This window comes from Bradyrhizobium sp. Pa8 (assembly GCF_052588265.1).
In genome coordinates this window covers 8,571,720-8,594,475 of the sequence record NZ_CP176767.1, presented here as the reverse complement: position 1 = coordinate 8,594,475, position 22,756 = coordinate 8,571,720, and the positions used below count along the sequence as shown (strand labels likewise).

The following is a 22,756-nucleotide window of genomic DNA, read 5'->3' as shown; positions in this document are numbered from 1 at the left end:
CCGGCGGGACTATGAGCTAGGTCTCAATCAGGAGTTTCGCATCCATGGATTTCATCCCGACCGCAACGCCGATCCGCCTTGCTCACGGGGAAATCCATGCCTGCCTCAATCATCCTGTCGAACCTCTCGCTGTCCACGCCTGACGCTCGTCCTCTCCTTTCCGACCTCAACCTGACATTCGGCACTGAGCGAGCCGCCCTCGTCGGCCGCAACGGCGTTGGCAAGACAACGCTGCTTGCTGCGATCGCGGGCGAGCATGTCCCTCAAGCGGGACGCGTGCTCGTCGGCGGAACCGTGGGGATGCTCCGCCAGGATGTTCGGCTCCCTGCGAACGCCACCGTGATCGACCTGTTGGGCGCGCGTGCTGCGCTGGAGCTGCTTCGCCGTGCCGAGCGCGGCGATGCGTCCGCCGACGAGGTCGCCGAAATCGACTGGACGCTTGAAGCGCGGCTCGCGTCCGCGCTTGCGCGTGTCGGGTTCGATCCCGGGCCCGACACGGAGCTGGATCGTTTGTCGGGCGGGCAGGTCACGCGGATCCGTCTGGCCGCTCTGGTTTTCGCCGAGCCGGATTTTCTGCTGCTCGACGAGCCCACCAACAATCTCGATCGGGATGGACGAAAGGCCGTGGTCGACCTGTTGGCGAACTGGCGGGGCGGCGCGATCGTCGTCAGCCACGACCGTAACCTGCTCGAGACCATGGATGCGATCGTCGAGCTGACATCGCTCGGGGCAAGACGCTATGGCGGCAATTGGAGCCGGTATCGCGAGCAGAAAGCTGTCGAGCTCGCTGCCGTCAGGCACGACCTCGCGCATGCCGAGAAGCATCTCGCCGAGATCGACGGCAAGGCGCAGGAGGCCGCGGAGCGAAAGGCGCGCAAGGACAGCGGCGGCAGGAAGAAGCGCGCCAAGGGCGACATGCCGCGCATCCTCGCCGGCGCGCGCAGGGATCGCAGCGAGGACACCGGCGGAAAGGCCGCGCAGATCGCCGAGCGGCGGCGCGCGGAAGCACTGGAGGCTGTCGACATTGCGCGCCGTCGGATCGAGATCCTTCAGCCGCTGTCCGCGGCATTGCCATCGACAAACCTGCCGGCGGGGCGGGAGGTGGTCTGGCTCGACGGGGTCAGTGCCGGCTATCGTCCGGAGCGCGCCATCATGCGCGATCTATCTTTCACAATCGTCGGGCCGGAGCGCGTTGCAATCGTCGGGCCGAACGGCTCGGGCAAGACGACCTTGCTGAAGCTCATTGCCGGCGAGATGCGCCCTCTTGCGGGCACCGTGCGGGTCAGGCCGGACTTCGCATTGTTCGACCAGAAAGTCAGCCTGCTCGATCCCGCGGTCTCCATCCTGGATAATTTCAGGCGTCTCCATCCACATGCGGGCACGAATGAGTGCCATGCCGCGCTGGCGCGCTTCATGTTTCGCGCCGATGCTGCGTTGCAGATCGTCGGGAGCCTGAGTGGCGGGCAGCGGCTTCGTGCCGGCCTTGCCTGCGTGTTTGGCGGGAGGACACCGCCTTCATTGCTGATTCTGGACGAGCCGACCAATCATCTCGACATCGACGCGATCGAAGCCGTCGAGGCGGGCCTGCGGGCCTATGACGGCGCGCTGCTCGTCGTCAGCCATGATGAAGCGTTCTTGCAGGCGATCGGCGTCACGCGACGGCTGGATCTCGCCGCCGGTGCGCTGCACGCCAACGGCGGGATCGTCTGATCCCGCCCTGCGGTTCGATATGGCAGATTTTCAAAAACCCGACGCCCTGCCCCCAGCGCGTCGGGTAGAAAAAATGAGTATCAATCCGTGATCCCAACGCAGCTGTTGTGACGCGTGCTTCATCAATTTACCACTCCGGAAAACTACCGCGTCGGAACCGGGTCGCGCCAGACTTGCGCGCGACCTACGAGGTCGCGCTGCCGCCCGGTTCCAGCGCCTCGCCCATCTCCAGCGGATGAGCCATGGTCTCGTGCAGCGCCTCGCGATCGAGCTCGCCTTCTGAGATGCTGATGACCACGCAGGCGACGCCGTTGCCGATCAGGTTGGTGAGCGCGCGGCATTCGCTCATGAACTTGTCGATCCCGACCAGGATCGCGATCGACTGGATCGGGATGTCGGGAACGATCGAGAGCGTCGCGGCGAGCGTGATGAAGCCGGCGCCGGTCACGCCCGAGGCGCCCTTCGAGGTGATCATGGCGATGCCGAGAATGCCGAGCTCCTGCCAGATTGTCAGATGGGTGTTGGTCGCCTGCGCCAGGAACAGCGTCGCCAGCGTCATGTAGATGTTGGTGCCGTCGAGGTTGAAGCTGTAGCCGGTCGGAATGACGAGGCCGACCACCGAGCGCGAGGCTCCGAGATGCTCCATCTTCTGGATCATCTGCGGCAGCACCGTCTCCGATGACGAGGTGCCGAGCACGATCAGAAGCTCGTCCTTGATGTAGGCGATGAAACGCAGGATCGAGAAGCCGGCGAGCCGGGCGATCGAGCCCAGCACGATCAGCACGAACAGGATGCTGGTGAGGTAGAAAGTGCCGATCAGGGCTGCGAGGTTGAGCAGCGAGCCGAGGCCGTAAGCGCCGACGGTGAACGCCATCGCGCCGAACGCGCCGATCGGCGCCACGCGCACGATGATGCGGATGATGCCGAAGAACATTTTTGCGGCCTTGTCGATCGCCTCCGCGATCGGCTCGCCGGCCTTGCCGAGGAAGGCGATGGCGAAGCCCGAGAGGATCGAGATCAGCAGCACCTGAAGCAGGTCGCCACGCGCGATCGCACCCACATAGCTGTCGGGAATGATCGCCATCAGATGGGCGACGATGCCTTGCTCCTTGGCCTGGGTGACGTAGGTCGCCACCGACTTCGGATCGATCGTCGCGGGATCGATGTTGAAGCCGTGCCCGGGCTGGAGCACCTCGCCGACGAGCAGGCCCATCGCGAGGGCGACGGTGGAGACCGTCTCGAAATAGATCAGCGACTTCAGCCCGACGCGGCCGACGCGCTTGAGGTCGCCCATCGAGGAGATGCCGTGCACCACGGTGCAGAAGATCACCGGCGCGATCATCATCTTGATCAGCGCGATGAAGCCGTCGCCGAGCGGCTTCAGCTCCTTGCCGAGATCGGGATAGAAATAGCCGATGAGCACCCCGAGCCCGATCGCGATCAGCACCTGGATGTAGAGGATCTTGTACCAGGGTTGATGCCGGCGATGGATGGCTGGCTGGATCGCGACTTGTGTCATAGTGTGTGCCCCGGAACGCATTGATTTTTGATTCTGCAAGATCTGGATTTTTGCAAGCTTTGAATCTTGCATGACTCGCATCATGTGATGGTCGCCGCAGAAGCGACAATCACATTTTTGTCGGATCGCACGAAGATCGGTCGCTGCACCGCAACGGGGGGAATATGACAACCACGGTGGGCTCGGACGAGCAGCCGCAGAGCTATTTTCCGCGCTGGAAATTCAAGGCCTCGGGCGTGATCATGCCCGAGGAACGGCTGTCATGGGGCCAGACCGTCGTCTCCGGTCTCCAGCATTGCGTCGCGATGTCGGGCTCGACGATCATCGCGCCGCTGCTGATGGGGTTCGATCCCAACGTTGCGGTCCTGTTCTCCGGCATCGGCACGCTGATCTTCTTCGTCATCGTCGCCGGGCGCGTGCCGAGCTATCTCGGCTCGAGCTTCGCGTTCATCGCCGTCGTCATCGCCGCCACCGGCTATGCCGGGCAGGGGCCGAATCCAAATCTCTCCGTCGCGCTCGGCGGCATCGTTGGCGCCGGCGTGCTCTACGGCGTGATCGCGCTGATCGTGATGTGGTCGGGCGTTGGCTGGGTCGAGCGCCTGATGCCGCCGGCCGTCACCGGCGCCGTGGTCGCTGCGATCGGCCTCAATCTCGCGCCCGTGGCCGTCAAGGCGGTGAGCGCCAACGCGTTCGACACCTGGATCGGGCTCGCGACGGTTCTGATCATCGGCGTGGTGGCCGTTGCCGCTCCAGGCCTGTGGCGCCGCCTGCCGATCATCCTCGGCGCGGTGGGTGGATATCTTCTGTACTTGCTGTTCGCCAACGGCCTTGGCTTCGGCAAGCCGATCGACTTCGCGCAGCTCGCGGCCGCGCCGTGGCTCGGCATGCCGAGCTTCACCACGCCGACCTTCCACGCCGACGCAATCTTTCTGATTGCGCCGGTTGCGGTCATTCTCGTCGCCGAGAACCTCGGCCACATCAAGGCCGTCGGCGCCATGACGGGCCGGAGCCTTGATGCCTATCTCGGCCGCGCGCTGTTCGCCGACAGCCTCGCGACCATCGTGGCGGCCTGCGGCGGCGGCACCGGCGTCACCACCTATGCCGAGAATATCGGCGTCATGGCGGCGACGAAGGTCTATTCGACACTGCTGTTTGCATTCGCGGCCACGGTCTCGATCCTGCTCGGCTTCTCGCCGAAATTCGGCGCACTGATCCTGTCGATTCCCGGTCCCGTCATCGGCGGCCTCTCGATCGTGCTGTTCGGATTGATCGCCGCGATGGCCGGACGGATCTGGGTCGAGAACAAGGTCGATTTCGCCAATCCTGCCAACCTGATCACCGTCGCCGTGGCGCTGACCGCGGGCGCGGGTGATCTCACGCTCAAATTCGGCGCGTTCACGATCGGCGGGATCGGCACGGCGACCTTCGGCGCCATCATTCTCTACCAGATCCTGACCTCGCCGCTCGCGCGCCGCGCCGAGTGAATCGCTGCGATGCGCCAGCGGGATGGAACAAAACGCCGGTTCCGTCCATGATGAGGCATCCCCGGAGAAAGCTCATGCCGCAGACCGATCGCTCGACCCCGTTTTCCTCCCGCCTCGTCGGCCAATACGCGCTGGTGACCGGTGCCTCGCAAGGCATCGGCCGCGCGGTCGCCATCCGGCTCGCGCAGGAGGGCGCGACCGTCGCCATCAATTATGTCGATCACCCCGAGAGGGCCGAGGAGACGCTGGCGCTTGCAAGGACGGGTTCGGCTGACCGCGGCCACGGCAAGGTCGATCATGTCGTCGTCAAGACCGACGTCAGCAATGAGCAGGAGGTCGCCGCGATGTTCGAGACGGTGCTTTCGCGCTGGAAGCGGCTCGACTGCCTTGTCAACAATGCCGGTTTCCAGCGGGAGTCGCCGAGCGAGGCGCTCGACATCGACACCTACCGCCGCATCATCGACGTCAATCTCAACGGCGCCGTGCTCTGCGCGCAGAAGGCGCTCGCCCATTTCGTCGCGCGCGGCGGAGGCGGCAGCATCATCAACTGCTCCAGCGTCCACCAGATCATTCCGAAGCCCGGCTATCTCGCTTATTCGATCAGCAAGGGTGGCATCGCCAATCTGACGCGCACGCTGGCGCTTGAATTCGCCAGCCGCGGCATTCGCGTCAATGCGGTCGGCCCCGGCGCAATCGACACGCCGATCAACGCGGCGTGGACTGGTGATCCAGCCAAGCGCGGCGTCGTCACCAGCCACATTCCGCTCGGCCGCGTCGGCACGCCGGAAGAGATCGCCGCCGTGTTCGCCTTCCTCGCCTCGGATGACGCCAGCTACATCACGGGCCAGACCATCTATGCCTGCGGGGGCCTGACGCTGTTCCCCGAGTTTCGCGAGAACTGGGCGAGCTAGTTGATCAGCTTCGACTGCGAGCGGCTGGTCACGTTGCGGCGGCGGACATCTGGCAAAACGACGCGGCGCAGACTACATCTGCGCCATGGCAAACCCTCCACAGGCAAACCGTTCGCTCGAACATTTCGTCGGCCGGCACGAACGTCTGTTCGTGCTGACCGGCGCCGGCTGCAGCACCAATTCGGGCATTCCCGATTACCGCGACAGCCATGGCAATTGGAAGCGGACCCAGCCGGTCAATTTCCAGGCCTTCATGTCGGAAGAGCATACGCGCCAGCGCTATTGGGCGCGCAGCCTGATCGGCTGGCGGCGGTTCGGCCAGGCGAGGCCGAACGATGCTCATCATGCGCTCGCCCGGCTCGAGGCGGGCGGACGCTGCGAGATGCTGCTGACCCAGAACGTCGACCGGCTGCATCAGTCCGCGGGCCACCGGCAGGTGATCGATTTGCATGGCCGGCTCGATCTGGTCCGCTGCATGGGCTGCGGGGCGAAGACCCCGCGCAACGAATTCCAGGACAGGCTCGGCCGTGCCAATGCGGAATGGCTGACGCTCGACGCCGCGGATGCGCCTGATGGTGACGCCGATCTCGAGCATGCGGATTTCTCGTCGTTCAAGGTGCCCGCCTGCGAAGCCTGCGGCGGCATCCTCAAGCCCGACGTGGTGTTCTTCGGCGAGAACGTTCCGCGCGACGTGGTCGCCACCGCGCAGGATCATCTGGCGCAGGCCGACGCCATGCTGATCGTCGGCTCCTCGCTGATGGTCTATTCCGGATTCCGCTTCGTGCAGGCGGCCGCGAACCGGCAGATCCCGATCGCCGCGGTCAATCTCGGACGCACCCGCGCCGACGATCTCCTCACGCTCAAGGTCGAGGAGCGCTGCGAGGCGGCGCTTGCATTCCTGCTCTGATCAGGCGCGAGACGAACACGTCTTGCCTATTGCATATGTGCCAAGCAGAATAGCCGAGCGCAGCGCTTTCGGCGTGCTCCATGGCATGGAAATTGCTGCGCTTTCATCCTGGGTTTTGACGATCAGCTTCGCCCTGAGTTTTGAGGGTCAGCACGGAGAATTTGGAATGCTTGAGGGAGCCGAGGTGCGGCTTGCCGTTGATATCGGTGGCACGTTTACCGACATCGTGCTGGACGTGGGCGAGGTGCGCAAGACGCGCAAGGTGCTGACGACGCCGCAGCGGCCCGAGCAGGCGGTGCTGGACGGCATGCGTCTCATTCTCACCGACGCGCGCGCGCATATGAGCGACATCGACGTCTTCATTCATGGCACGACGCTCGCGACCAATGCGATCATCGAGCGCCGCGGCGCCAAGACCGCGCTGATTGCGACCGACGGCTTTCGCGACGTGCTCGATATCGGCACCGAGAGCCGCTATGACCAGTACGATCTCAGCATCGACAAGCCGAGGCCGCTGGCGCCGCGGTCGCTCCGCTTCACCGTGCCGGAGCGCATCGACGCACACGGCGCCGTTCGCCTCCCGCTGGACGAGGCGGCAGTGCGTGCACTCGCGCCAAAATTGCGCGCGCTGAACGTCGAGAGCGTCGCAATCGCCTTCCTGCACTCCTACGCCAATCCCGAGCACGAGCGCCGCACGGCCGCGATCCTCAGCGAGGAGATGCCCGGCATCTCCGTGACCGTGTCCTCTGCGGTGTGTCCGGAAATCCGCGAATACGAGCGCACGTCCACTGCGGTCGCCAACGCCTATGTGCAACCCCTGATCGACGGCTATCTCGCCCGCATGGCGGATGCCTTGCAGGTCGAGCAGTTCCGCGGCGCGATCTATCTCGTCACCTCCGGCGGCGGCGTCACCTCGATCGAGACGGCGCGGCGCTTTCCGGTGCGCCTCGTCGAATCCGGTCCCGCCGGCGGCGCGATCTTCGCGGCGCAGATCGCAGCGCGGCTCGGCGAGAGCAAGGTGCTGTCCTTCGACATGGGCGGCACGACCGCAAAAATCTGCCTGATCGAAAAATACCAGCCCGAGACCTCGCGCGTGTTCGAGGTCGATCGCGCGGCGCGCTTCCTGAAGGGTTCCGGCCTGCCGGTGCGCATCCCCGTGATCGAGATGGTCGAGATCGGCGCCGGCGGCGGCTCGATCGCGCATATCGATGCGATGAAGCGTGTCACTGTCGGCCCCGAGAGCGCCTCGTCGGAGCCGGGACCTGCCTGCTACGGCCGCGGCGGCCAGCGTCCGGCCGTGACGGATGCGGACGTTGCGCTCGGTATGATCGATCCTGATGCCTTTGCGGGCGGCACGATCAAGCTCAACCCGGAGCTTTCAAAGGAGGCGCTGTTGCGTGCCGTCGGCGAGCCGCTGGGCCTGTCGGCGGAAACCGCGGCCTATGCCGTGCACGAGGTCGTCTGCGAGAACATGGCGAGCGCGGCGCGCGTGCATGCGGTCGAGCGCGGCGAGATCGTCGGCCAGCACACGCTGATCGCCTTCGGTGGTGCCGCGCCGCTGCATGCCGCGCGTGTCGCCGAGAAGATCGGCGTCTCGCGGGTGATCGTGCCCTCGAATGCCGGCGTCGGCTCGGCCGTCGGCTTCCTGGCTGCTCCCATTGCCTATGAGCTGGTGCGCAGCCGCCATGTCCGCCTCGATGATTTCGACACGGAGGGAGTCTCGGAGCTGCTCCAGGAGATGGTGACCGAAGCGCGCGCGCTGGTGGAGCCGGGCGCGGCCGGTGCGCCAGTGCGCGAACGCCGTGCAGCCTTCATGCGCTATGTCGGCCAGGGCCACGAGATCTCAGTCGAGCTGCCGAACCGGCGGCTGACATCGGCCGATCTCGCCGGCCTGCGCCAGAAGTTCGAGGCCGACTATTCGGCGATGTTCGAGCGGCCGATCCCGGGCGCCGCGATCGAGGTTCTGAGCTGGTCGGTGCTCGCGACCACCGATGCGCACAATCCTTCCGTCGTCGCTTCCGTTGCGCGCAAGCCCGCTGGTAAGGCTTCGGGCAGCCGCAAATTCTTCGACGGCCGCGCGGGGGAAGTGATCGAGATCCCGCTCTATCGCCGCGAGGACATGGCACCGGGCGCGACCATCGCGGGTCCCGCCGTGATCGCCGAGGACGAGACGTCCACCTTCGTCTCCAACAGTTTTGACGCCCATATCGACGGTGCCGGCAGCATCGTCATGGAACGAAAGGCAGCCTGATCATGAGCAAGGCAAATGGCGCGAGCCTGATCGACCTTCAGATCATGTGGCATCGGCTGATCGCGGTGGTCGAGGAGCAGGCGCAGGTGCTGCTCCGCACCGCCTTCAGCCCGATCGTGCGCGAATGCGGCGATCTCTCGGCCGGCGTGTTCGACCTCAGGGGGCGGATGCTGGCGCAGGCGGTGACCGGCACGCCCGGCCACGTCAACTCGATGGCGGAATCGGTCAAGCACTTCATCGCGCATTTCCCGATCGAGACGATGAAGGAAGGCGACGCCTACATCACCAACGATCCCTGGATGGGCACCGGCCATCTCAACGACTTCGTCGTCACCACGCCCTGCTTCAAGGACGGCAAGCCGGTCGCGCTGTTCTCCTGCACCAGCCATCTCATGGACATCGGCGGCATCGGCTTCGGCCCTGACGCCACCGACGTGTTCATGGAGGGGCTCTACATCCCCATGCTCAAGCTGATCGACCAGGGCGTCGTCAACGAGACGCTGATGGCGATGATCCGCACCAACACGCGACTGCCGATCGACACCGAGGGCGACACCTATTCGCTCGCCGGCTGCAACGATGTCGGCTGCGAACGCCTGGTCGAGATGATGACCGAGTTCGGCATCGACACGCTCGACGAGCTCGGCGACTACATCTGCGACCGCTCGCGCGAGGCGGTGCTGGCCGAGATCGCAAAGCTGCCGAAGGGCAGCTGGCACAACACCATGGTCGTCGATGGCTATGATGCGCCGGTCACGCTCGCCGCGACGCTGACGATCTCGGACGAGGGCATCCACGTCGATTTCGACGGCACCTCGGCCGCTTCGAAATTCGGCATCAACGTGCCCTTGTCCTACACCACGGCCTACACCGTGTTCGGCCTCGGCTGCGTCGTCGCCTCGCAGATCCCGAACAATGCCGGCTCGCTCTCGCCGCTGACGGTGTCGGCTCCCCCTGGCGCGATCCTCAATGCGCCGAAGCCCGCGCCGGTCGCCTCGCGCCACATCGTCGGCCAGATGCTGCCCGACGTCGTGTTCGGCTGCCTGCGCCAGATCATCCCCGAGCGCGTGCCTGCGGAAGGCACCTCGTGCCTGTGGAATCTCAACGTGCGCGGACAGACCCGTTCCGGCGCCGGCGGCAATTACGGCTTCTCGATGGCGGTGACCTCCAACGGCGGTACCGGTGCGCGCTTTGCAAAGGACGGGCTGTCGGCGACCGCCTATCCCAGCGGCGTGCGCGGTACGCCGGTCGAGATCGCGGAGACGCAGACGCCGCTGATCTTCTGGCGCAAGGAGCTGCGTCCGGATTCTGGCGGGGCAGGGCGCACCCGCGGCGGTCTCGGCCAGATCATCGAGGTCGGCAGCGGCATCGACGCACCCTTCGACATCCTGGCCGCGTTCGATCGCATCGAGCATCCGCCGCGCGGCCGCGATGGGGGCCAGAATGGCGAGGCCGGCTATGTCGGGCTGAAGTCCGGCCAGAAGATGCGCGGCAAGGGTTTTCAGACCGTGCCGCCGGATGACCGGCTGGTCGTGATGACGCCGGGCGGTGCCGGCATCGGCGATCCCCGCGAGCGCGATCGCGTGGCCGTCAACGACGATGTCGCGAGCGGCCTCGTGTCTGCCGACAATGCCGTCGAGATTTATGGCTACGCGCGCTGACGCGCTGGCAAAGCGTCGTTCTCAGCAATATCGATCTGTCAATGCTAAGGCTTGACTGGAGGATGGAGCGCTTGTGCCTGCTTGAGAGCGGTGTCAAGATCATCGCCCCGGAGCTGGTGCAGGATCAAAAGCTGCACGCAATCGACCGGACCGAAGCCCTTGACGTCGGACGTCTGCGCGAAATTGTCGTTCGGCGCGCAATGTCCGACACGTCCGGTCAGGAAAAATATCTCGGTTGCCGACATCTTTGACAAGCGCCAGCCGAGTGGCAGGGGTATCACGTACTCGCCGAAATCGGCCTTTTGCACCCGGCTGATCCGTCCGCGCACGTTCTTGGCGCCACGCTCTATGACGCCGAGATCGCGAGTTGCCAGATCGACCGTCGAATAGGTTCGCGCCGTTCGGCTGTTGAACAGCGCGATCACAGGCGATACAGCCTCGCTGAACGCGTCGGAGCTGCCTTTGCTGTATTCGCCCGATGTCAGCACGATGAGATAGAAACGGGCCTTGTTGCAGCACGTGTCTGCCCGGCGCTGCAGACGATTGATGATTTCCACGGCGGTGGTGACGCCGGAGTTCTCGAAATATCCGCCGTCGACGACGTGGAATCTGGTGATAGCACTCTTGGCTGGCGGGATTGCCTTCGAGCCGGTGTCCCAGAACCAGGCCGCTGGCGTCAGCCAGGGAAAGCGCGCGCTGGCAACTGCCGCAACGCTTAGCGGGATGTCATAGTTTTCGGTCAGCGGCAGGAACTGCGCGTCGGTGGGAAAGTCGTTACCGAAGCTGAACGGTGCGATGACGCGGCGTCGCCCGGATGCGACCTCGGTCGTATTGAAGAACAGCGCCGGCTTGAGGCCCGCGGGTTTCCAGGATGCCAGGACACCGGTCTTGAGAGCATCGCGGCCGACGCCGCTGAAGTTCCTGGTTGCGACGTCCGCCCACGCTGCCTCGATTGATTGCTCGAGCGCGCGGGCTCTCGACAATGCGGGGTTCGCGGGCCAGAAGAAGCGTTGCGCGAAATCGGGAAACAAGGCTGAAGCGACCAGCGGCGAGAGGAAGTCGTAGTCATTGCGCACGAGCTCGAATGCGGATTGCTGCGCATCGCGCATGTCCTGAGTCCGTGGGCCGCTGCTCCCGACCTCCGCAACGCTGCGGCACTGTTCCGTCGTTGGCTTGAACTCGTCGGTCATGGCGGCATAGAGCGCTGCCCCGACGCTGCCCCCGGACACGCCGCTGATGGCGAACAAATGCTGGGCGAACCGTTCACAGGTCGTGTGCAGCTTAGTCAGGAACTGTACGGCTTGCGCCGCCGCGTAGATGCCGCCGCCCTGCGCGGCGACGATGTAGACCGGATAGCCTTGATCTCCGTTGAATTCAGCATTGTCTTTGTCGGGCCTCGCACCGTACCATTTCTCGAACTCGCCTTCGACGTCGCCCGAAGGACGTGCCGTGGGCGTCGCCGACGAGGTGACCTCGCTGCCGCTCTTGTCGATGCGGCGCAGCTCGTGATCGTCGTTGATGTCGGTCCAAGCCAGAAAGGCGGCTAGCGCTAGCAGCGTCGGAATGATGGGAAAGTCGAGCCGGCGGGACCAGATGCTCAGCGCGGTGGCATTCATCGTAAGGCAGCCGATGAAGATGGCGAATACGGAGATCGACCCCAGGCCCTGACCGATTGGCACGGGATACGCGGCGATCAGGACGATCGCGGCCAGAGACAGGACGATTGAGGCGACGAAGACCCAGCGTGCGATCCGCCGGAGCCTGCTTTTTTGAGGTACGGCAAGCCGGCGGCTGAGGTGCACGATGTGCAGGCTTTTCAGGAAAAATACGGCGGTGATTACGCCGAGAACCCACAGTCCGAGTTTGAAATACCAGTCGCCCCGCTTGGCCCAGTCGAAGAGTGTCTGCAATTGCAGAGCGAACGTGGGATCTCCGAATTTCCGGATGCCGGCGATCGAGTCCTGCTCAGTTTGGACATTGATAGCGATCAGGCTTGCGGCGAAGCCTGCGATGGCGGCGAGGAGCGGAAGCGTCCCGAACACGACCGGTAGAAATGGCACTGCCTGGCGAGCGCAGGCCGTGCGGTACAGGCTTGGCCGGTTCCGATCGACGAGGAGCACTATGGTGCTGAACGACAGGCACGCGGCCATGCCGAGCAGAAACAGGATCGGCAGGACCGCGGCGACGATTGCGGAGCAACGCGTGAGGTTGATCGGGTCGGCAAGGTTCTCGACAATCAAGCGGTAGTAGTCGCGCGTCTGATCGGGCAAGAACAGAACGAGAGATGCGAAGGCGCTGAGGCAGGCCGGGATCAGTAGGACTCTGAGACAGACGAACGCATCCCGCAGGCCATAGGGGATGTACCGCAGCGGAGCCAAGGCACAGACGATAGTTCTCAGCGTGCTTGCTGACTGGGTGGGAGTCGGCACCGTGCATCTCCGCTCGCGGACGAGAGGCTAGCGAGAGGCCACGGGCGATGCGAGCAGCGACCGGCCGTCCTGAAACCGGACCAGGAACGGGCCGGACTTCTTGGCAACCCAGGCTTTCGTCAGATCTCCCGATGACACCGAGGTGCATGCGCTCTGGTTCAGCGGGTGGCATCCGTTGCTTGTCGGCGCGGCAGAAGGCGCTCGCAGCAGGTCGAACTGAGTCAGCGCAAGTTTGCTCGCGGTGCCCGGATAGGTCACGACGAACGGCGGCTCCGGCAGCGCAGGACTTTCCTGCGCGAATATTTCCTTCGGCACGCGGGCGCAGTCTCTGACGTCCCTCGGAGGATCGCAGAGCGCGCGCGCCTCATGGGCGAACGAACAACACAGCGCAGCACCAACAGCCGCGCAAGACCAGATACGAAGGATGCCTTGTGTCATGGCGAAAATCTCCAGTCTGGCAACGATATGAATTGTGCAGCGAAGCCTCAAAAAGTCCGCCGCAGTAATGTCGCCGGCCCCCCGGGCCGGAACATTCTATCGCGCGACTGGCGCCAGACGCAACTATTGCGTGCGGTGCCGCCCGCCGGCCGCGCTCCGACATGGAAACGTCGTCGTCTCGGCTCTCTCGGCAGGGACGACGTCCTCGTTGACGAAAGAAGTTGGTCGTTCAGATCGGCCTACACCGCGGCCTTCTTCCGCGCCTGCCCGACCTTGTGCAGCTCAAACTCGCCGGCGATCGCCTTCGCGACCGATGGCCGTTGGCGCAGGCGCTTGTGATAAGCCTTCACTTTCGGCAATTTGGCGAGGTCGGCAGAGGCGTCGAAGCGCCGTCGATATCCTGGCTGCGTTCGACCGCATCGATCATCCGCCGCGCGGGGCGACGGCGGCTAGCGATCTATGGACGCGCGAGGTGAGGTGACGGGTTCGGCTGCATCGCGCGCGTCACGGTGCCCTACCTGGTGATCATGACCGGCCTCGTACTGCTGCTGACGCTCCGGCCCGATATCGTCACGATGATGCAGCGCGAGCCGTACAAATAACCTGTTTCAGTTCGACGTTTTGTCGATGGGGACGAAACGGTCAGCGCAGCTGACGTTTCGAATTCGTGCTGCGCGTCAAATTCGCGCCGCTCGCGCATTCCATCTTTGCGCCCTGCCTCATCCGGCGTACTCTGTGAGAGCGAGCGGGAGTGCAACAGCAACCAGTCCAGGGAACGTAGCTCCTTTTGGCGATGTCCGCCGAGAGAGATCGAGAGCTGTTGGCAGCTCATATGCGATGGAGAAGAACCGACACATAGCGAGCTGCAAACATCCCTCGCCGCGTCTGCGAGACGCAAGTTCAACAAACACAAAAGCGGGAGGAACGGATGAAGAAGCGTTGGTGTAATTCTGGTCTACCTCTTGTTGCCGGCGCAACGCTGATCGTGTCGTCGGCGTTGGCCCAAACCGTGGATACGGCCCGGATCGAGAACGCCGGTCAGAACGATTGGCTCACCTATCACGGTTCGTACAAATCCCATCACTACAGCCCGCTCGCGCAGATCAATGCCAGCACCATCGGCAATCTGGGCGTAGCCTGGACGCATATTCCCGGACGATCGACGCGCGGCCTGCAGTCAATGCCGCTCGTGGCCGATGGCGTGCTTTATTATTCGGGTTCGTACAGCCGGGTCTTTGCGCTGAACGGCGCGACCGGCGAGGTCATCTGGTCGTTCTTTCCGGAACTCGACGAGGCGCTCATCAGCCGACAGACCCACTCGCCGTACAATCGCGGCGTAGCCCTTGGTGAAGGCAAGGTCTTCGTCGGTACGATGGATGGTCGTCTGTTCGGGCTCGATGCGAAGTCGGGAAAGGTGCTCTGGGAAACCAGGCTGATCGACTCGCAGAAGCTCACGGTCGGCTTCACCGGCGCGCCGCTTTACGCGAAGGGGAGCGTCATCATCGGCTCGCAGGGGGGTGAATGGCCGGGGCGCGGCCCGATCTTCGCTGTCGACGCCACCACCGGCAAGAAGAAGTGGGAGTTCCTGACGGTCGCGGGCACCGACGAGGCCATGAAGACCTGGGGCAACGATTCATGGCGCACGGGCGGTGGCGGCGGCTGGATGCCGGGCACCTACGACTCCGAGACCAACTCCATCTTGTGGGGCACCGCGAACCCGGCGCCGCTCTACGATTGGTCGGGCGCCGACTACAAGACGCAAGGTGCGCGTCCCGGCGACAATCTCTATACGAGTTCGGTCATCGCGCTCGATATCGATACTGGAAAGCTGAAATCCTACCATCAGGAACTGCCTCACGACGCCTGGGACTTCGACAGCGCCGTCGGCGAGTTCGTGATGCTTGAGCGCGATGGCCAGAAATACGTGGTTCATCCGAACAAGGGCGGCTTCGTCTTCGTCTACGACCGTAATCTTGGCGTGAAGAACGTCTGGCGGCTGGTTGAGAACATCAACTTCGTCAAGGATATCGATCCCAAGACAGGCGCGCTGATCGGTCGTCGCGATTTCCCCGTCGGGAAGGTCACTGAGCTACCGCTGTGTCCGTTTATTGGCGGCGGCATCAGCTGGAACGCCGGCTCGTACAACCCGAAGACCGGTCTTTACTACAAGATCGGCCAGGAATGGTGCATGACGCTGGATATTCAGAAGACGACGCCGGTCACCACGCCCCAGGTCCAGCTCAACATCGGCGCCGACTTCAAGATGGTGCCGCCTCCGGGTGGCGAGATCTACGGACATCTCGACGCGCGCGATCCGATCACGGGCGCGAAGAAATGGGAGGTTCGCTTTCCCGAGCCGCCGCTTGGGAGCGTCTTGTCGACCGCGGGTAATCTCGTGTTCGTACCCGACTCCCGCGGCATCCTTCACGCCTACGATGCCGAAACCGGGGCCGAGTTGTGGAAGCACAACAACGGCACTGGCCACCAGGGCGGTATCGTCAGCTACTCCGTCGGCGGCAAGCAATATATCGCCGTGACAGCCGGCTTCGGCGGGATGCTGGCGGACGAATATGCGCCAAACTTCGGCGGCGTCTACAAGAGCATGCCGCGTGACGACGGCGCCCTCGTCGTCTTCAGCTTGAAATAGTCTGTCTCAAACGATCTGCCGAGGAGCGGGTGCAAACCCGCTCCTCGGTCGATTGCAGCGGCTGTGCGTGATTCAGGAATGGAGCGGACGTGTTGAAACTGCATTTGAAGTCGCTTCCGGCGGTGCTGGGCGCTTCGTTGCTGTGCGTTGTGGTGGCTCAAGCTCAATCTGCTACGCCGGCGCCGGACAACGGGTCGTTGGACGTCGAGCAGTTGTTCGCGGGGACCTGCGGCTTTTGCCACTCCGACGGCGGCCGGGCTGCTGGCAGGGGACCGCAACTGATGAATTCGCAACGAGACGACGAATTTCTGCACAACCGTATCAAGACCGGCAAGCAAGGTGCGATGCCGGCATTCGGCGAGAGCTTCAGTGACGCGCAGATCGACCAGATCGTCAAATATATCCGCGCCTTGAAGCCGCGCGAGGGCTGATCCGCCGGGACCCGATCCATCCAGATGAGGACGCGGAATGAAGGCAATTGTCCTGGTTATCGTCGGTGCCGCCATCGGGCTGTCGGGACCGGCGCAGGCGCGAACCCTGGACGCGATCCGCGCGAGTGGCGCGCTCGGGCTATGCGCGCATCCCAACTCGCTTCCTTTTGCGCGCAAGGGCGGCGATCCGCCCGGCTTTCAGGTCGAGTTGGGACAGGTGCTGGCACGCGAACTCGGTGTCTCGCTGCGGCTCGACTGGATCATCACGCAGTACCAAATGCGCAGCGCCGGTTGTGACATTCTGTTGGACGTCATCGCCGACCGGGAAGCGCAAGGCGAAACCCGCTTGAGGATCTCGAAACCGTACTATCGCACGGGCGTCGCGCTCGCCGTGCCGTCATCCAGCGCGCTCACGTCGTTCAAGAGCCTCAGCGAGCATACCAAGGTGGGCGTGCAGGTCGGCTCTGTCGCCGCCATGATTATCGGTCAACGGCACGTGCCCACATCGACCTTCGGCTTCGAGACCGACAGCCTCGACGCCGTGTCAAACCATGAGATCGATGCGGCTGCGGTCACGCCCACCGCGGCGAGCTATTTCAATCTGACGCATCCGGACAAGGCACTTCGGATCCTGGATCGCGACGAGGGCGTGGCCGACCTCAACTGGAATGTCGCCGTCGGCATGGTCCGCCCGGATGATGCGTTGCGCGAGGCGATCGACGGAGCGCTGGAACGGCTGCGCAAGGACGGTACGATCGATCGGATATACGGTCGCTATGGGATCGTGCTGCAAGCGCCGAGGTAGCTGAATTGCCGAAAGAACGACGCCGTCCCGGTTTGGCCGGGACGACGTCGCTATGAAGATCTCGCTTTGGCCTTACGCCGCGGCTTTCTTGCGCGCCTGCTCGGCCTTGTACAGTTCGAACTCTTCGGCGATCGCCTTCGCGACCGACGGCCGCTGGCGCTGGCGGTCGTGGTACGCCTTCACGTTCGGCCATTTGGCGAGCTCGATCGGCGGGGTCGCCATGGTCCAGTTGATGACCGTGACGAGATAGGCGTCGGCCACGCTGAAATGGTCGAGCAGGAAGTCGCGTCCCTTCAGGTAGTTGTCGACATAGTCGAGCCGCGACAGGTTCTTCTCCAGCGCATAGGCCTTGGTTTCCTGCGGCGCCTTGCGGTCGAGCAGGGGAATGAAGAGGCCCTTGTGCAGCTCGGTGCCGATGAAGCAAAGCCATTGATGCAGCCGGGTGCGATCGATGCCCTGGGCCGCACCGAGGCCGGATTGCGGGAACCGATCCGCGACATATTGCAGGATCGCGGCGTTCTCGGTCAGCACAACGCCCTCGTCGGTGCGCAGCGTCGGCACGAGGCCGATCGGGTTGATTGTGCGGAAGTCGGTGCCGTCGTTCAGCACTTTCTTGGTCGGCGGATCGACTTCGAGATAATTCGCTTCGGCGCCGGCTTCATACAGCGCGACGCGAGTCGCCATCGAACAGGCGAGCGGCGAGAAATAAAGATCCATCTTGGGCCTCCTTGGGCAATTCCTCTTTGGGTGTCGCTCAACCTGGCCAGATTGATTTTTGTACCATCTTGTATAATATGGCCGCGGTCAAGGATTAATTTGCGAAATGGTACAAAAATCGAAGCCGCCAGCTGCTGCCAACGAACCGAAGCGGCGTGGCCGTCCGCGCGCCTACGAGCCCGACGTCGCCCTCGGCAAGGCGCTCGACCTGTTCCGCCGACAGGGTTTTGCGGCGACGTCGCTGGACGATCTCAGCGAAGCGACCGGCATGAACCGGCCGAGCCTCTACGGCGCCTTCGGCGACAAGCGCGAGCTCTACATCAAGAGCTACCAGCGCTACCGCGAGGACGCGCGCGCCTCGATGGTGGAGATCTTTCGCCAGGAGATGCCGGTGCGCCAGCGGCTCGAGCGCATCTTCGCGTCCGCGCTGAACATCTATCTCTCCGGCGAAACCGGTCCGCGCGGCTGCTTCACGGTGGTGACCGCGGCGTCCGAAGCCGTCGGCGATCCCGAGATCCGTGCCATGGTGCTGGATGGACTGACCGAGCTCGACAAGGCCTTTGCCAGTTGCTTCCGCCGCGCCAAGGAGAAGGGCGAGTTGCCCGCGAGCGCCGACCCGGCCGCGCTGGCGCAACTCGCCTCCGCAACCGTGCATTCGATCGCTATCCGCTCCCGCGCCCGCGTGTCGCGCAAGGAGTTGGAAGCGATCGTGAAAGGCGCGATCGATGTGATGGTGGGGGCCAAAAGTTAGGCCGTCGTCCCGGGGCGCGCGCAGCGCGAGCCCGGGACCCATAACCACAGGGAGTGGTTTGGCGAAGACTGGTCGTTCGGTACTGCAACCATCCGCAACGATAAATCACGCGGTATGGGTCCTCCGCGTACGCGGGGACGACAGCGAGGGTGGGGCGCGTGCGTGCCTCTCTCAGCCTGCCGAAGCGTCTAATATCCCCGTGCCCGGTCCACCACGTTCTCCAGCGCGCCGCCGGCCTCGAACTTTGCGATTTGCTCGGCGACATAGGCCGAGATTGCATCGGCGTCGGTGTCGGCCGCGTTGTGCGGGGTCAGCAGCACCTTGGGGTGGGTCCAGAACCGGCTGTCCGCAGGCTGCGGCTCCTGCACGAAAACGTCGAGCGAGGCCGCGCCAAGCGTGCCGTCGTCGAGGCAGGCCAGGATATCGGCTTCGTTCTGCAAGCCGCCGCGACCCGCATTGATCAGAACGGGCGCGCCGAGCGGGCTGCTGCGGTTGAGCTTAGTGAAGACGTCGCGGTTGAGGATGCCGTGCGTGTCAGGCGTCAGCGGCAACAGTGAGACCAGGATGTCGGTCTTGCGCAGGAATGCATCGATCTGCGCGGCGCCATGGAAGCATTCGACGCCCTCGATCGTGCGAGGGCTGCGGCTCCAGCCGGCAACGCGGAAGCCGAGCCGGCGCAGCACCTCGGCGGCATCGGAACCCAGCGTGCCAAGCCCCATCACGCCGACGGTGACGGCGCTCGCCGGCCACTGATATTGCGGCTCCCAGCGCTTTGCGCGCTGCGAGTCCCGCAAGTACAGCTCCTGGCGGTGGTGCATCAGCACGTGCAGCACGACATACTCGGTCATGCGATTGGTGAGATCAGGCACGGCGACGCGCACCAGCGGCACGTCGGGCAGGCTCCTGTCGGCCATCAGCGCGTCGACGCCAGCGCCCAGATTGAAGATCGCACGCAGGTTCTGAAAAGAGCCGAGATCGCCCGGCACCGGCTTCCACACCGCGGCATAGTGCACCTCGGCCGGATCGAGCCCGGCGTCGGGCAGCAGAACCACGCGGCGGCCGCCGCAGACCGCGTCGAGCCGGGCCTTCCAGCGCTCCGGCAGCCAGTTCTGCTGCGTGCTGTTGATCAGGACGGCCAGTGTGCCCATGCTCATTCGAAGTGCCTCGTCGGTTCCGCTTTGAAAACCCTCCTTGGCACGATCCGACGGATTTTTCTCGCAAATTTTTTCCGCAGCCCTGTCGGGGCGGGGCATATTGGATCGTCTTTGAAACAAGCGTTCAGGAAGGTGCTGCCCATGCTTTATGCGATCCTCTGCTATCACGACGAGGACTTCGTCGGCTCCTGGAGCAAGGACCAGGACGAGGCCGTGATGAAGAAGCTCGCAGTGGTGCAGGACAAGCTCACACAGCAAGGCCGGCTCGGTCCGGTGGCGCGGCTGCTTCCGACCACGGCGGCGGCGACGCTACGCAAGGAAGACCCGCCGCTGGTGCTCGACGGACCCTACGCCGAGACCAAGGAGCAATTGCTCGGCTTCTATATCGTCGATTGCAGGAACCTCGACGAAGCCCTCGACGTTGCGCGCGACCTCGGCGCGGCCAATCCCGGCGGCGCCTATGAGGTGCGCCCCGTCGGCGTATTCCGGCCCGGAGGAATTTCGACGTGAGCGAGGCCGACACCGCCTGGATCGAGACCGCGCTGACCTCGGCGCGCCCCCAGGCGGTCGGCGCGCTACTGCGCTATTTCCGCGATCTCGACACCGCCGAAGAGGCCTTCCAGAACGCCTGCCTGCGCGCGCTCAAGACCTGGCCGCAGAACGGGCCGCCGCGCGATCCAGCAGCCTGGCTGATCATGGTCGGCCGCAACGTCGCCATCGACGAGGTCCGCCGCGCCCGCAAGCAGCAGCCGCTGCCCGAGGACGACCAGGCCATCTCCGATCTCGACGACGCCGAGGGCGTGCTCGCCGAGCGGCTCGACGGCTCGCACTACCGCGACGACATCCTGCGGCTGATGTTCATCTGCTGCCATCCGCAGCTGCCGGCGACCCAGCAGATCGCGCTGGCGCTGCGCATCGTCTCCGGCCTTACCGTGAAGCAGATCGCGCGCGCCTTCCTGGTCTCGGAAGCGGCGATGGAGCAGCGCATCACCCGTGCCAAGGCGAAGGTCGCTGAGGCCGGGGCGCCGTTCGAAACGCCCGGCGCGGTCGAGCGCTCCGAGCGGCTCGCCGGCGTTGCCGCAATGATCTACCTGATCTTCAACGAAGGCTATTCGGCCAGCGGCGACACTGCGGAGATCCGAAAGCCGCTGTGCGAGGAAGCGATCCGGCTGGCGCGATTGCTGCTGCGGCTGTTCCAGAGCGAGCCGGAGATCATGGGGCTCGCGGCGCTGCTGCTGTTGCAGCACGCGCGCAGCGCCGCGCGCTTTGCCGCGGACGGCGCGGTGATCCTGCTCGACGACCAGGATCGTACGCTGTGGAACGGCACCATGATCGCGGAAGGCCTGGCGCTGATCGACAAGGCGATGCGCCATCGCCGCAGCGGCCCCTATCAGGTCCAGGCCGCGATCGCCGCGCTGCATGCGCGCGCGTCGACGCCCGAGGAAACCGACTGGACGCAGATCGACCTGCTTTACGGAGCGCTCGAAGTGATGCAGCCTTCGCCGGTGGTGACGCTCAACCGCGCGGTTGCGGTCTCCAAGGTGCGCGGGCCGCAAGCGGCGCTCGAGCTGATCGAGCCGCTGGCGCCGAAACTCGCCAACTACTTCCATTTCCACGGCGTGCGTGGTGCCTTCCTGATGCAGCTCGGCCGCAACGACGAAGCCCGCATCGCCTTCGACCGCGCCATCGCACTCGCCAATACTTCGGCGGAAGCCGCCCATATCCGGATGCACATTGATCGCCTGATCCGGGACAGCCAGCCGAAGGGGGCCAATGGCGCCCGGCAGGGCGCGAAGGCGACGTGACGGCCAAAAATTTCGTTCCGCCAATTGTCGGCTCCCGCCGTTCTCCTTCGTCTTAATTCCATATCCAGGGAGCCCACTCATGCTGAAAGCCATTGCCATCATCGCCGTCGTGCTCGCCGTCGGCGTAGCCGCGGTCCTCGTCTTCGCATTGACAAAACCCGATACGTTCCGTGTCGAGCGCTCGCTTGCCGTGAAGGCGCCGGCCGATGCGATTTATCCGCACGTTGCCGATTTCCATTTCTGGATGAGCTGGTCGCCCTATGAGGATCGCGACCCCGCCATGAAGCGGACCTTCGGCGGAACCACGTCAGGCAAGGGCGCGACCTATGCCTGGGACGGCAACAACAATGTCGGCGCCGGGCATATGGAGATCCTCGAGGCGAGCACGCCGTCGAAGCTTCGCATCAAGCTCGATTTCGAGCGCCCGTTCGAAGGCCACAACACGGCCGAGTTCACCTTTGTGCCGCAAGGCGATGCCACACTGGTCACATGGGCGATGTACGGTCCGGCGCCGTTCATGTCCAAGGTGATGCAGGTGTTCATCAACATGGACAACATGATCGGCAAGGACTTCGAGGTCGGCCTCGCCAGCCTGAAGAAGCTCACCGAGAAGTAGCAAGGCTTGCTGCCCCAAGGAGCAGCCAAGGAGCAGCCAGGAAACCGCCAAGAAACTGCAAGGAACTGCCAAGAAATTGGCAAGAAAACGAAGAGGAGAGAAACGATGATCAATGCCTATCTGTTCTATCAGGACACCTGCGAAGCGGCGTTCAACTTCTACGCCAAGGTTCTGGGCGGCAAGATCGACGCCATGATGCGCTCATCGGAAGCGCCGCCGGACATGCCCGCCGCGCCCGGCCGCGAGAAGATGATCATGCATGCGCGGATGTCGCTGCCCGACGGCAGCGTGCTGATGGCCTCCGACGCGCCACCCGAGCATTTTCAGAAAGCCCAGGGCTTTTCGGTCTCGCTCACGGTCACGGACCCCGCGGATGGCGAGCGCAAGTTCAACGCGCTCGCCGACGGCGGCGCCGTCACCATGCCCTTCAGCAAGACGTTCTGGGCCAAGGGCTTTGGCATGTGCGTCGACAAGTTCGGCATTCCCTGGATGGTGAACTGCCCGGCCGAGGGAATGTGAC

At 64.3% G+C, this 22,756-nt stretch carries 19 protein-coding genes; 14 read left to right on the top strand and 5 right to left on the bottom strand.

Annotation, left to right across the window (positions count from 1 at the left end; genetic code table 11):
- The first annotated feature begins 96 nt into the window (after positions 1 to 96).
- Entirely contained in the window at positions 97 to 1,710 is a 1,614-nt protein-coding gene (locus tag ACKWRH_RS40770) for an ABC-F family ATP-binding cassette domain-containing protein (protein ID WP_445218149.1), read from the top strand.
- 184 nt (positions 1,711 to 1,894) lie between these two features.
- Here the strand turns inward: ACKWRH_RS40770 and ACKWRH_RS40765 are convergent, their stop codons facing one another.
- On the bottom strand, positions 1,895 to 3,229 hold the full coding sequence (locus tag ACKWRH_RS40765; protein ID WP_445218148.1) for a dicarboxylate/amino acid:cation symporter: 1,335 nt from the start codon (positions 3,227 to 3,229) through the stop codon (positions 1,895 to 1,897).
- Between the two features lie 164 nt (positions 3,230 to 3,393).
- Here ACKWRH_RS40765 and ACKWRH_RS40760 point away from each other — a divergent pair, with 164 nt between their 5' ends.
- The 5 genes from ACKWRH_RS40760 to ACKWRH_RS40740 all read left to right on the top strand — a co-directional run bounded on the left by ACKWRH_RS40760 (position 3,394) and on the right by ACKWRH_RS40740 (position 10,443).
- Positions 3,394 to 4,713 carry a solute carrier family 23 protein gene (locus tag ACKWRH_RS40760; RefSeq protein ID WP_445218147.1) on the top strand — a complete coding sequence of 440 codons (1,320 nt, stop codon included), beginning with the start codon at positions 3,394 to 3,396 and terminating at the stop codon, positions 4,711 to 4,713.
- Between the two features lie 74 nt (positions 4,714 to 4,787).
- Positions 4,788 to 5,624 carry an SDR family oxidoreductase gene (locus ACKWRH_RS40755; protein ID WP_445218146.1) on the top strand — a complete coding sequence of 279 codons (837 nt, stop codon included), beginning with the start codon at positions 4,788 to 4,790 and terminating at the stop codon, positions 5,622 to 5,624.
- 85 nt (positions 5,625 to 5,709) lie between these two features.
- The gene (locus ACKWRH_RS40750; RefSeq protein WP_445218145.1) at positions 5,710 to 6,531 is read left to right on the top strand and encodes an NAD-dependent protein deacetylase; all 822 of its coding nucleotides are present in this window, start codon (positions 5,710 to 5,712) and stop codon (positions 6,529 to 6,531) included.
- A gap of 166 nt (positions 6,532 to 6,697) precedes the next feature.
- Positions 6,698 to 8,782, top strand: coding sequence for a hydantoinase/oxoprolinase family protein (locus ACKWRH_RS40745; protein ID WP_445218144.1), 2,085 nt, complete (start codon positions 6,698 to 6,700; stop codon positions 8,780 to 8,782).
- 2 nt (positions 8,783 to 8,784) lie between these two features.
- Entirely contained in the window at positions 8,785 to 10,443 is a 1,659-nt protein-coding gene (locus tag ACKWRH_RS40740; protein ID WP_445218143.1) for a hydantoinase B/oxoprolinase family protein, read from the top strand.
- A 44-nt stretch (positions 10,444 to 10,487) separates the two neighbouring features.
- Here ACKWRH_RS40740 and ACKWRH_RS40735 read toward each other — a convergent pair whose 3' ends face one another.
- Together ACKWRH_RS40735 and ACKWRH_RS40730 are read right to left on the bottom strand one after the other, a co-directional pair.
- The gene (locus tag ACKWRH_RS40735) at positions 10,488 to 12,593 is read right to left on the bottom strand and encodes a patatin-like phospholipase family protein (RefSeq protein WP_445218142.1); all 2,106 of its coding nucleotides are present in this window, start codon (positions 12,591 to 12,593) and stop codon (positions 10,488 to 10,490) included.
- A gap of 306 nt (positions 12,594 to 12,899) precedes the next feature.
- The gene (locus ACKWRH_RS40730) at positions 12,900 to 13,310 is read right to left on the bottom strand and encodes a hypothetical protein (protein WP_445218141.1); all 411 of its coding nucleotides are present in this window, start codon (positions 13,308 to 13,310) and stop codon (positions 12,900 to 12,902) included.
- A 928-nt stretch (positions 13,311 to 14,238) separates the two neighbouring features.
- On the opposite strand from ACKWRH_RS40730, the gene ACKWRH_RS40725 reads away from it, so the two are divergent.
- The 3 genes from ACKWRH_RS40725 to ACKWRH_RS40715 all read left to right on the top strand — a co-directional run bounded on the left by ACKWRH_RS40725 (position 14,239) and on the right by ACKWRH_RS40715 (position 17,193).
- Positions 14,239 to 15,957 carry a pyrroloquinoline quinone-dependent dehydrogenase gene (locus ACKWRH_RS40725; RefSeq protein WP_445218140.1) on the top strand — a complete coding sequence of 573 codons (1,719 nt, stop codon included), beginning with the start codon at positions 14,239 to 14,241 and terminating at the stop codon, positions 15,955 to 15,957.
- A gap of 104 nt (positions 15,958 to 16,061) precedes the next feature.
- Entirely contained in the window at positions 16,062 to 16,388 is a 327-nt protein-coding gene (locus ACKWRH_RS40720) for a c-type cytochrome (protein WP_445218139.1), read from the top strand.
- 37 nt (positions 16,389 to 16,425) lie between these two features.
- A complete protein-coding gene (locus tag ACKWRH_RS40715) occupies positions 16,426 to 17,193 on the top strand; it encodes a substrate-binding periplasmic protein (RefSeq protein WP_445218138.1) in 768 nt (255 codons plus the stop codon).
- Between the two features lie 72 nt (positions 17,194 to 17,265).
- Here the strand turns inward: ACKWRH_RS40715 and ACKWRH_RS40710 are convergent, their stop codons facing one another.
- Positions 17,266 to 17,910, bottom strand: coding sequence for a glutathione binding-like protein (locus ACKWRH_RS40710; RefSeq protein WP_445218137.1), 645 nt, complete (start codon positions 17,908 to 17,910; stop codon positions 17,266 to 17,268).
- Between the two features lie 106 nt (positions 17,911 to 18,016).
- Between ACKWRH_RS40710 and ACKWRH_RS40705 the strand changes: the two genes are divergently transcribed.
- The gene (locus ACKWRH_RS40705) at positions 18,017 to 18,661 is read left to right on the top strand and encodes a TetR/AcrR family transcriptional regulator (RefSeq protein WP_445218136.1); all 645 of its coding nucleotides are present in this window, start codon (positions 18,017 to 18,019) and stop codon (positions 18,659 to 18,661) included.
- 188 nt (positions 18,662 to 18,849) lie between these two features.
- Here ACKWRH_RS40705 and ACKWRH_RS40700 read toward each other — a convergent pair whose 3' ends face one another.
- On the bottom strand, positions 18,850 to 19,815 hold the full coding sequence (locus tag ACKWRH_RS40700; RefSeq protein ID WP_445218135.1) for a 2-hydroxyacid dehydrogenase: 966 nt from the start codon (positions 19,813 to 19,815) through the stop codon (positions 18,850 to 18,852).
- A 141-nt stretch (positions 19,816 to 19,956) separates the two neighbouring features.
- On the opposite strand from ACKWRH_RS40700, the gene ACKWRH_RS40695 reads away from it, so the two are divergent.
- The 4 genes from ACKWRH_RS40695 (at position 19,957) to ACKWRH_RS40680 (ending at position 22,755) form a co-directional block, all read left to right on the top strand.
- A complete protein-coding gene (locus tag ACKWRH_RS40695) occupies positions 19,957 to 20,325 on the top strand; it encodes a YciI family protein (protein WP_445218134.1) in 369 nt (122 codons plus the stop codon).
- The gene (locus tag ACKWRH_RS40690) at positions 20,322 to 21,620 is read left to right on the top strand and encodes an RNA polymerase sigma factor (RefSeq protein ID WP_445218133.1); all 1,299 of its coding nucleotides are present in this window, start codon (positions 20,322 to 20,324) and stop codon (positions 21,618 to 21,620) included. Before ACKWRH_RS40695 ends, ACKWRH_RS40690 begins: the two co-directional genes overlap by 4 nt.
- Before the next feature lie 79 nt (positions 21,621 to 21,699).
- Positions 21,700 to 22,236, top strand: coding sequence for an SRPBCC family protein (locus ACKWRH_RS40685; protein ID WP_445218132.1), 537 nt, complete (start codon positions 21,700 to 21,702; stop codon positions 22,234 to 22,236).
- Between the two features lie 105 nt (positions 22,237 to 22,341).
- Positions 22,342 to 22,755, top strand: coding sequence for a VOC family protein (locus tag ACKWRH_RS40680; RefSeq protein ID WP_445218131.1), 414 nt, complete (start codon positions 22,342 to 22,344; stop codon positions 22,753 to 22,755).
- Position 22,756 lies beyond the last annotated feature (1 nt).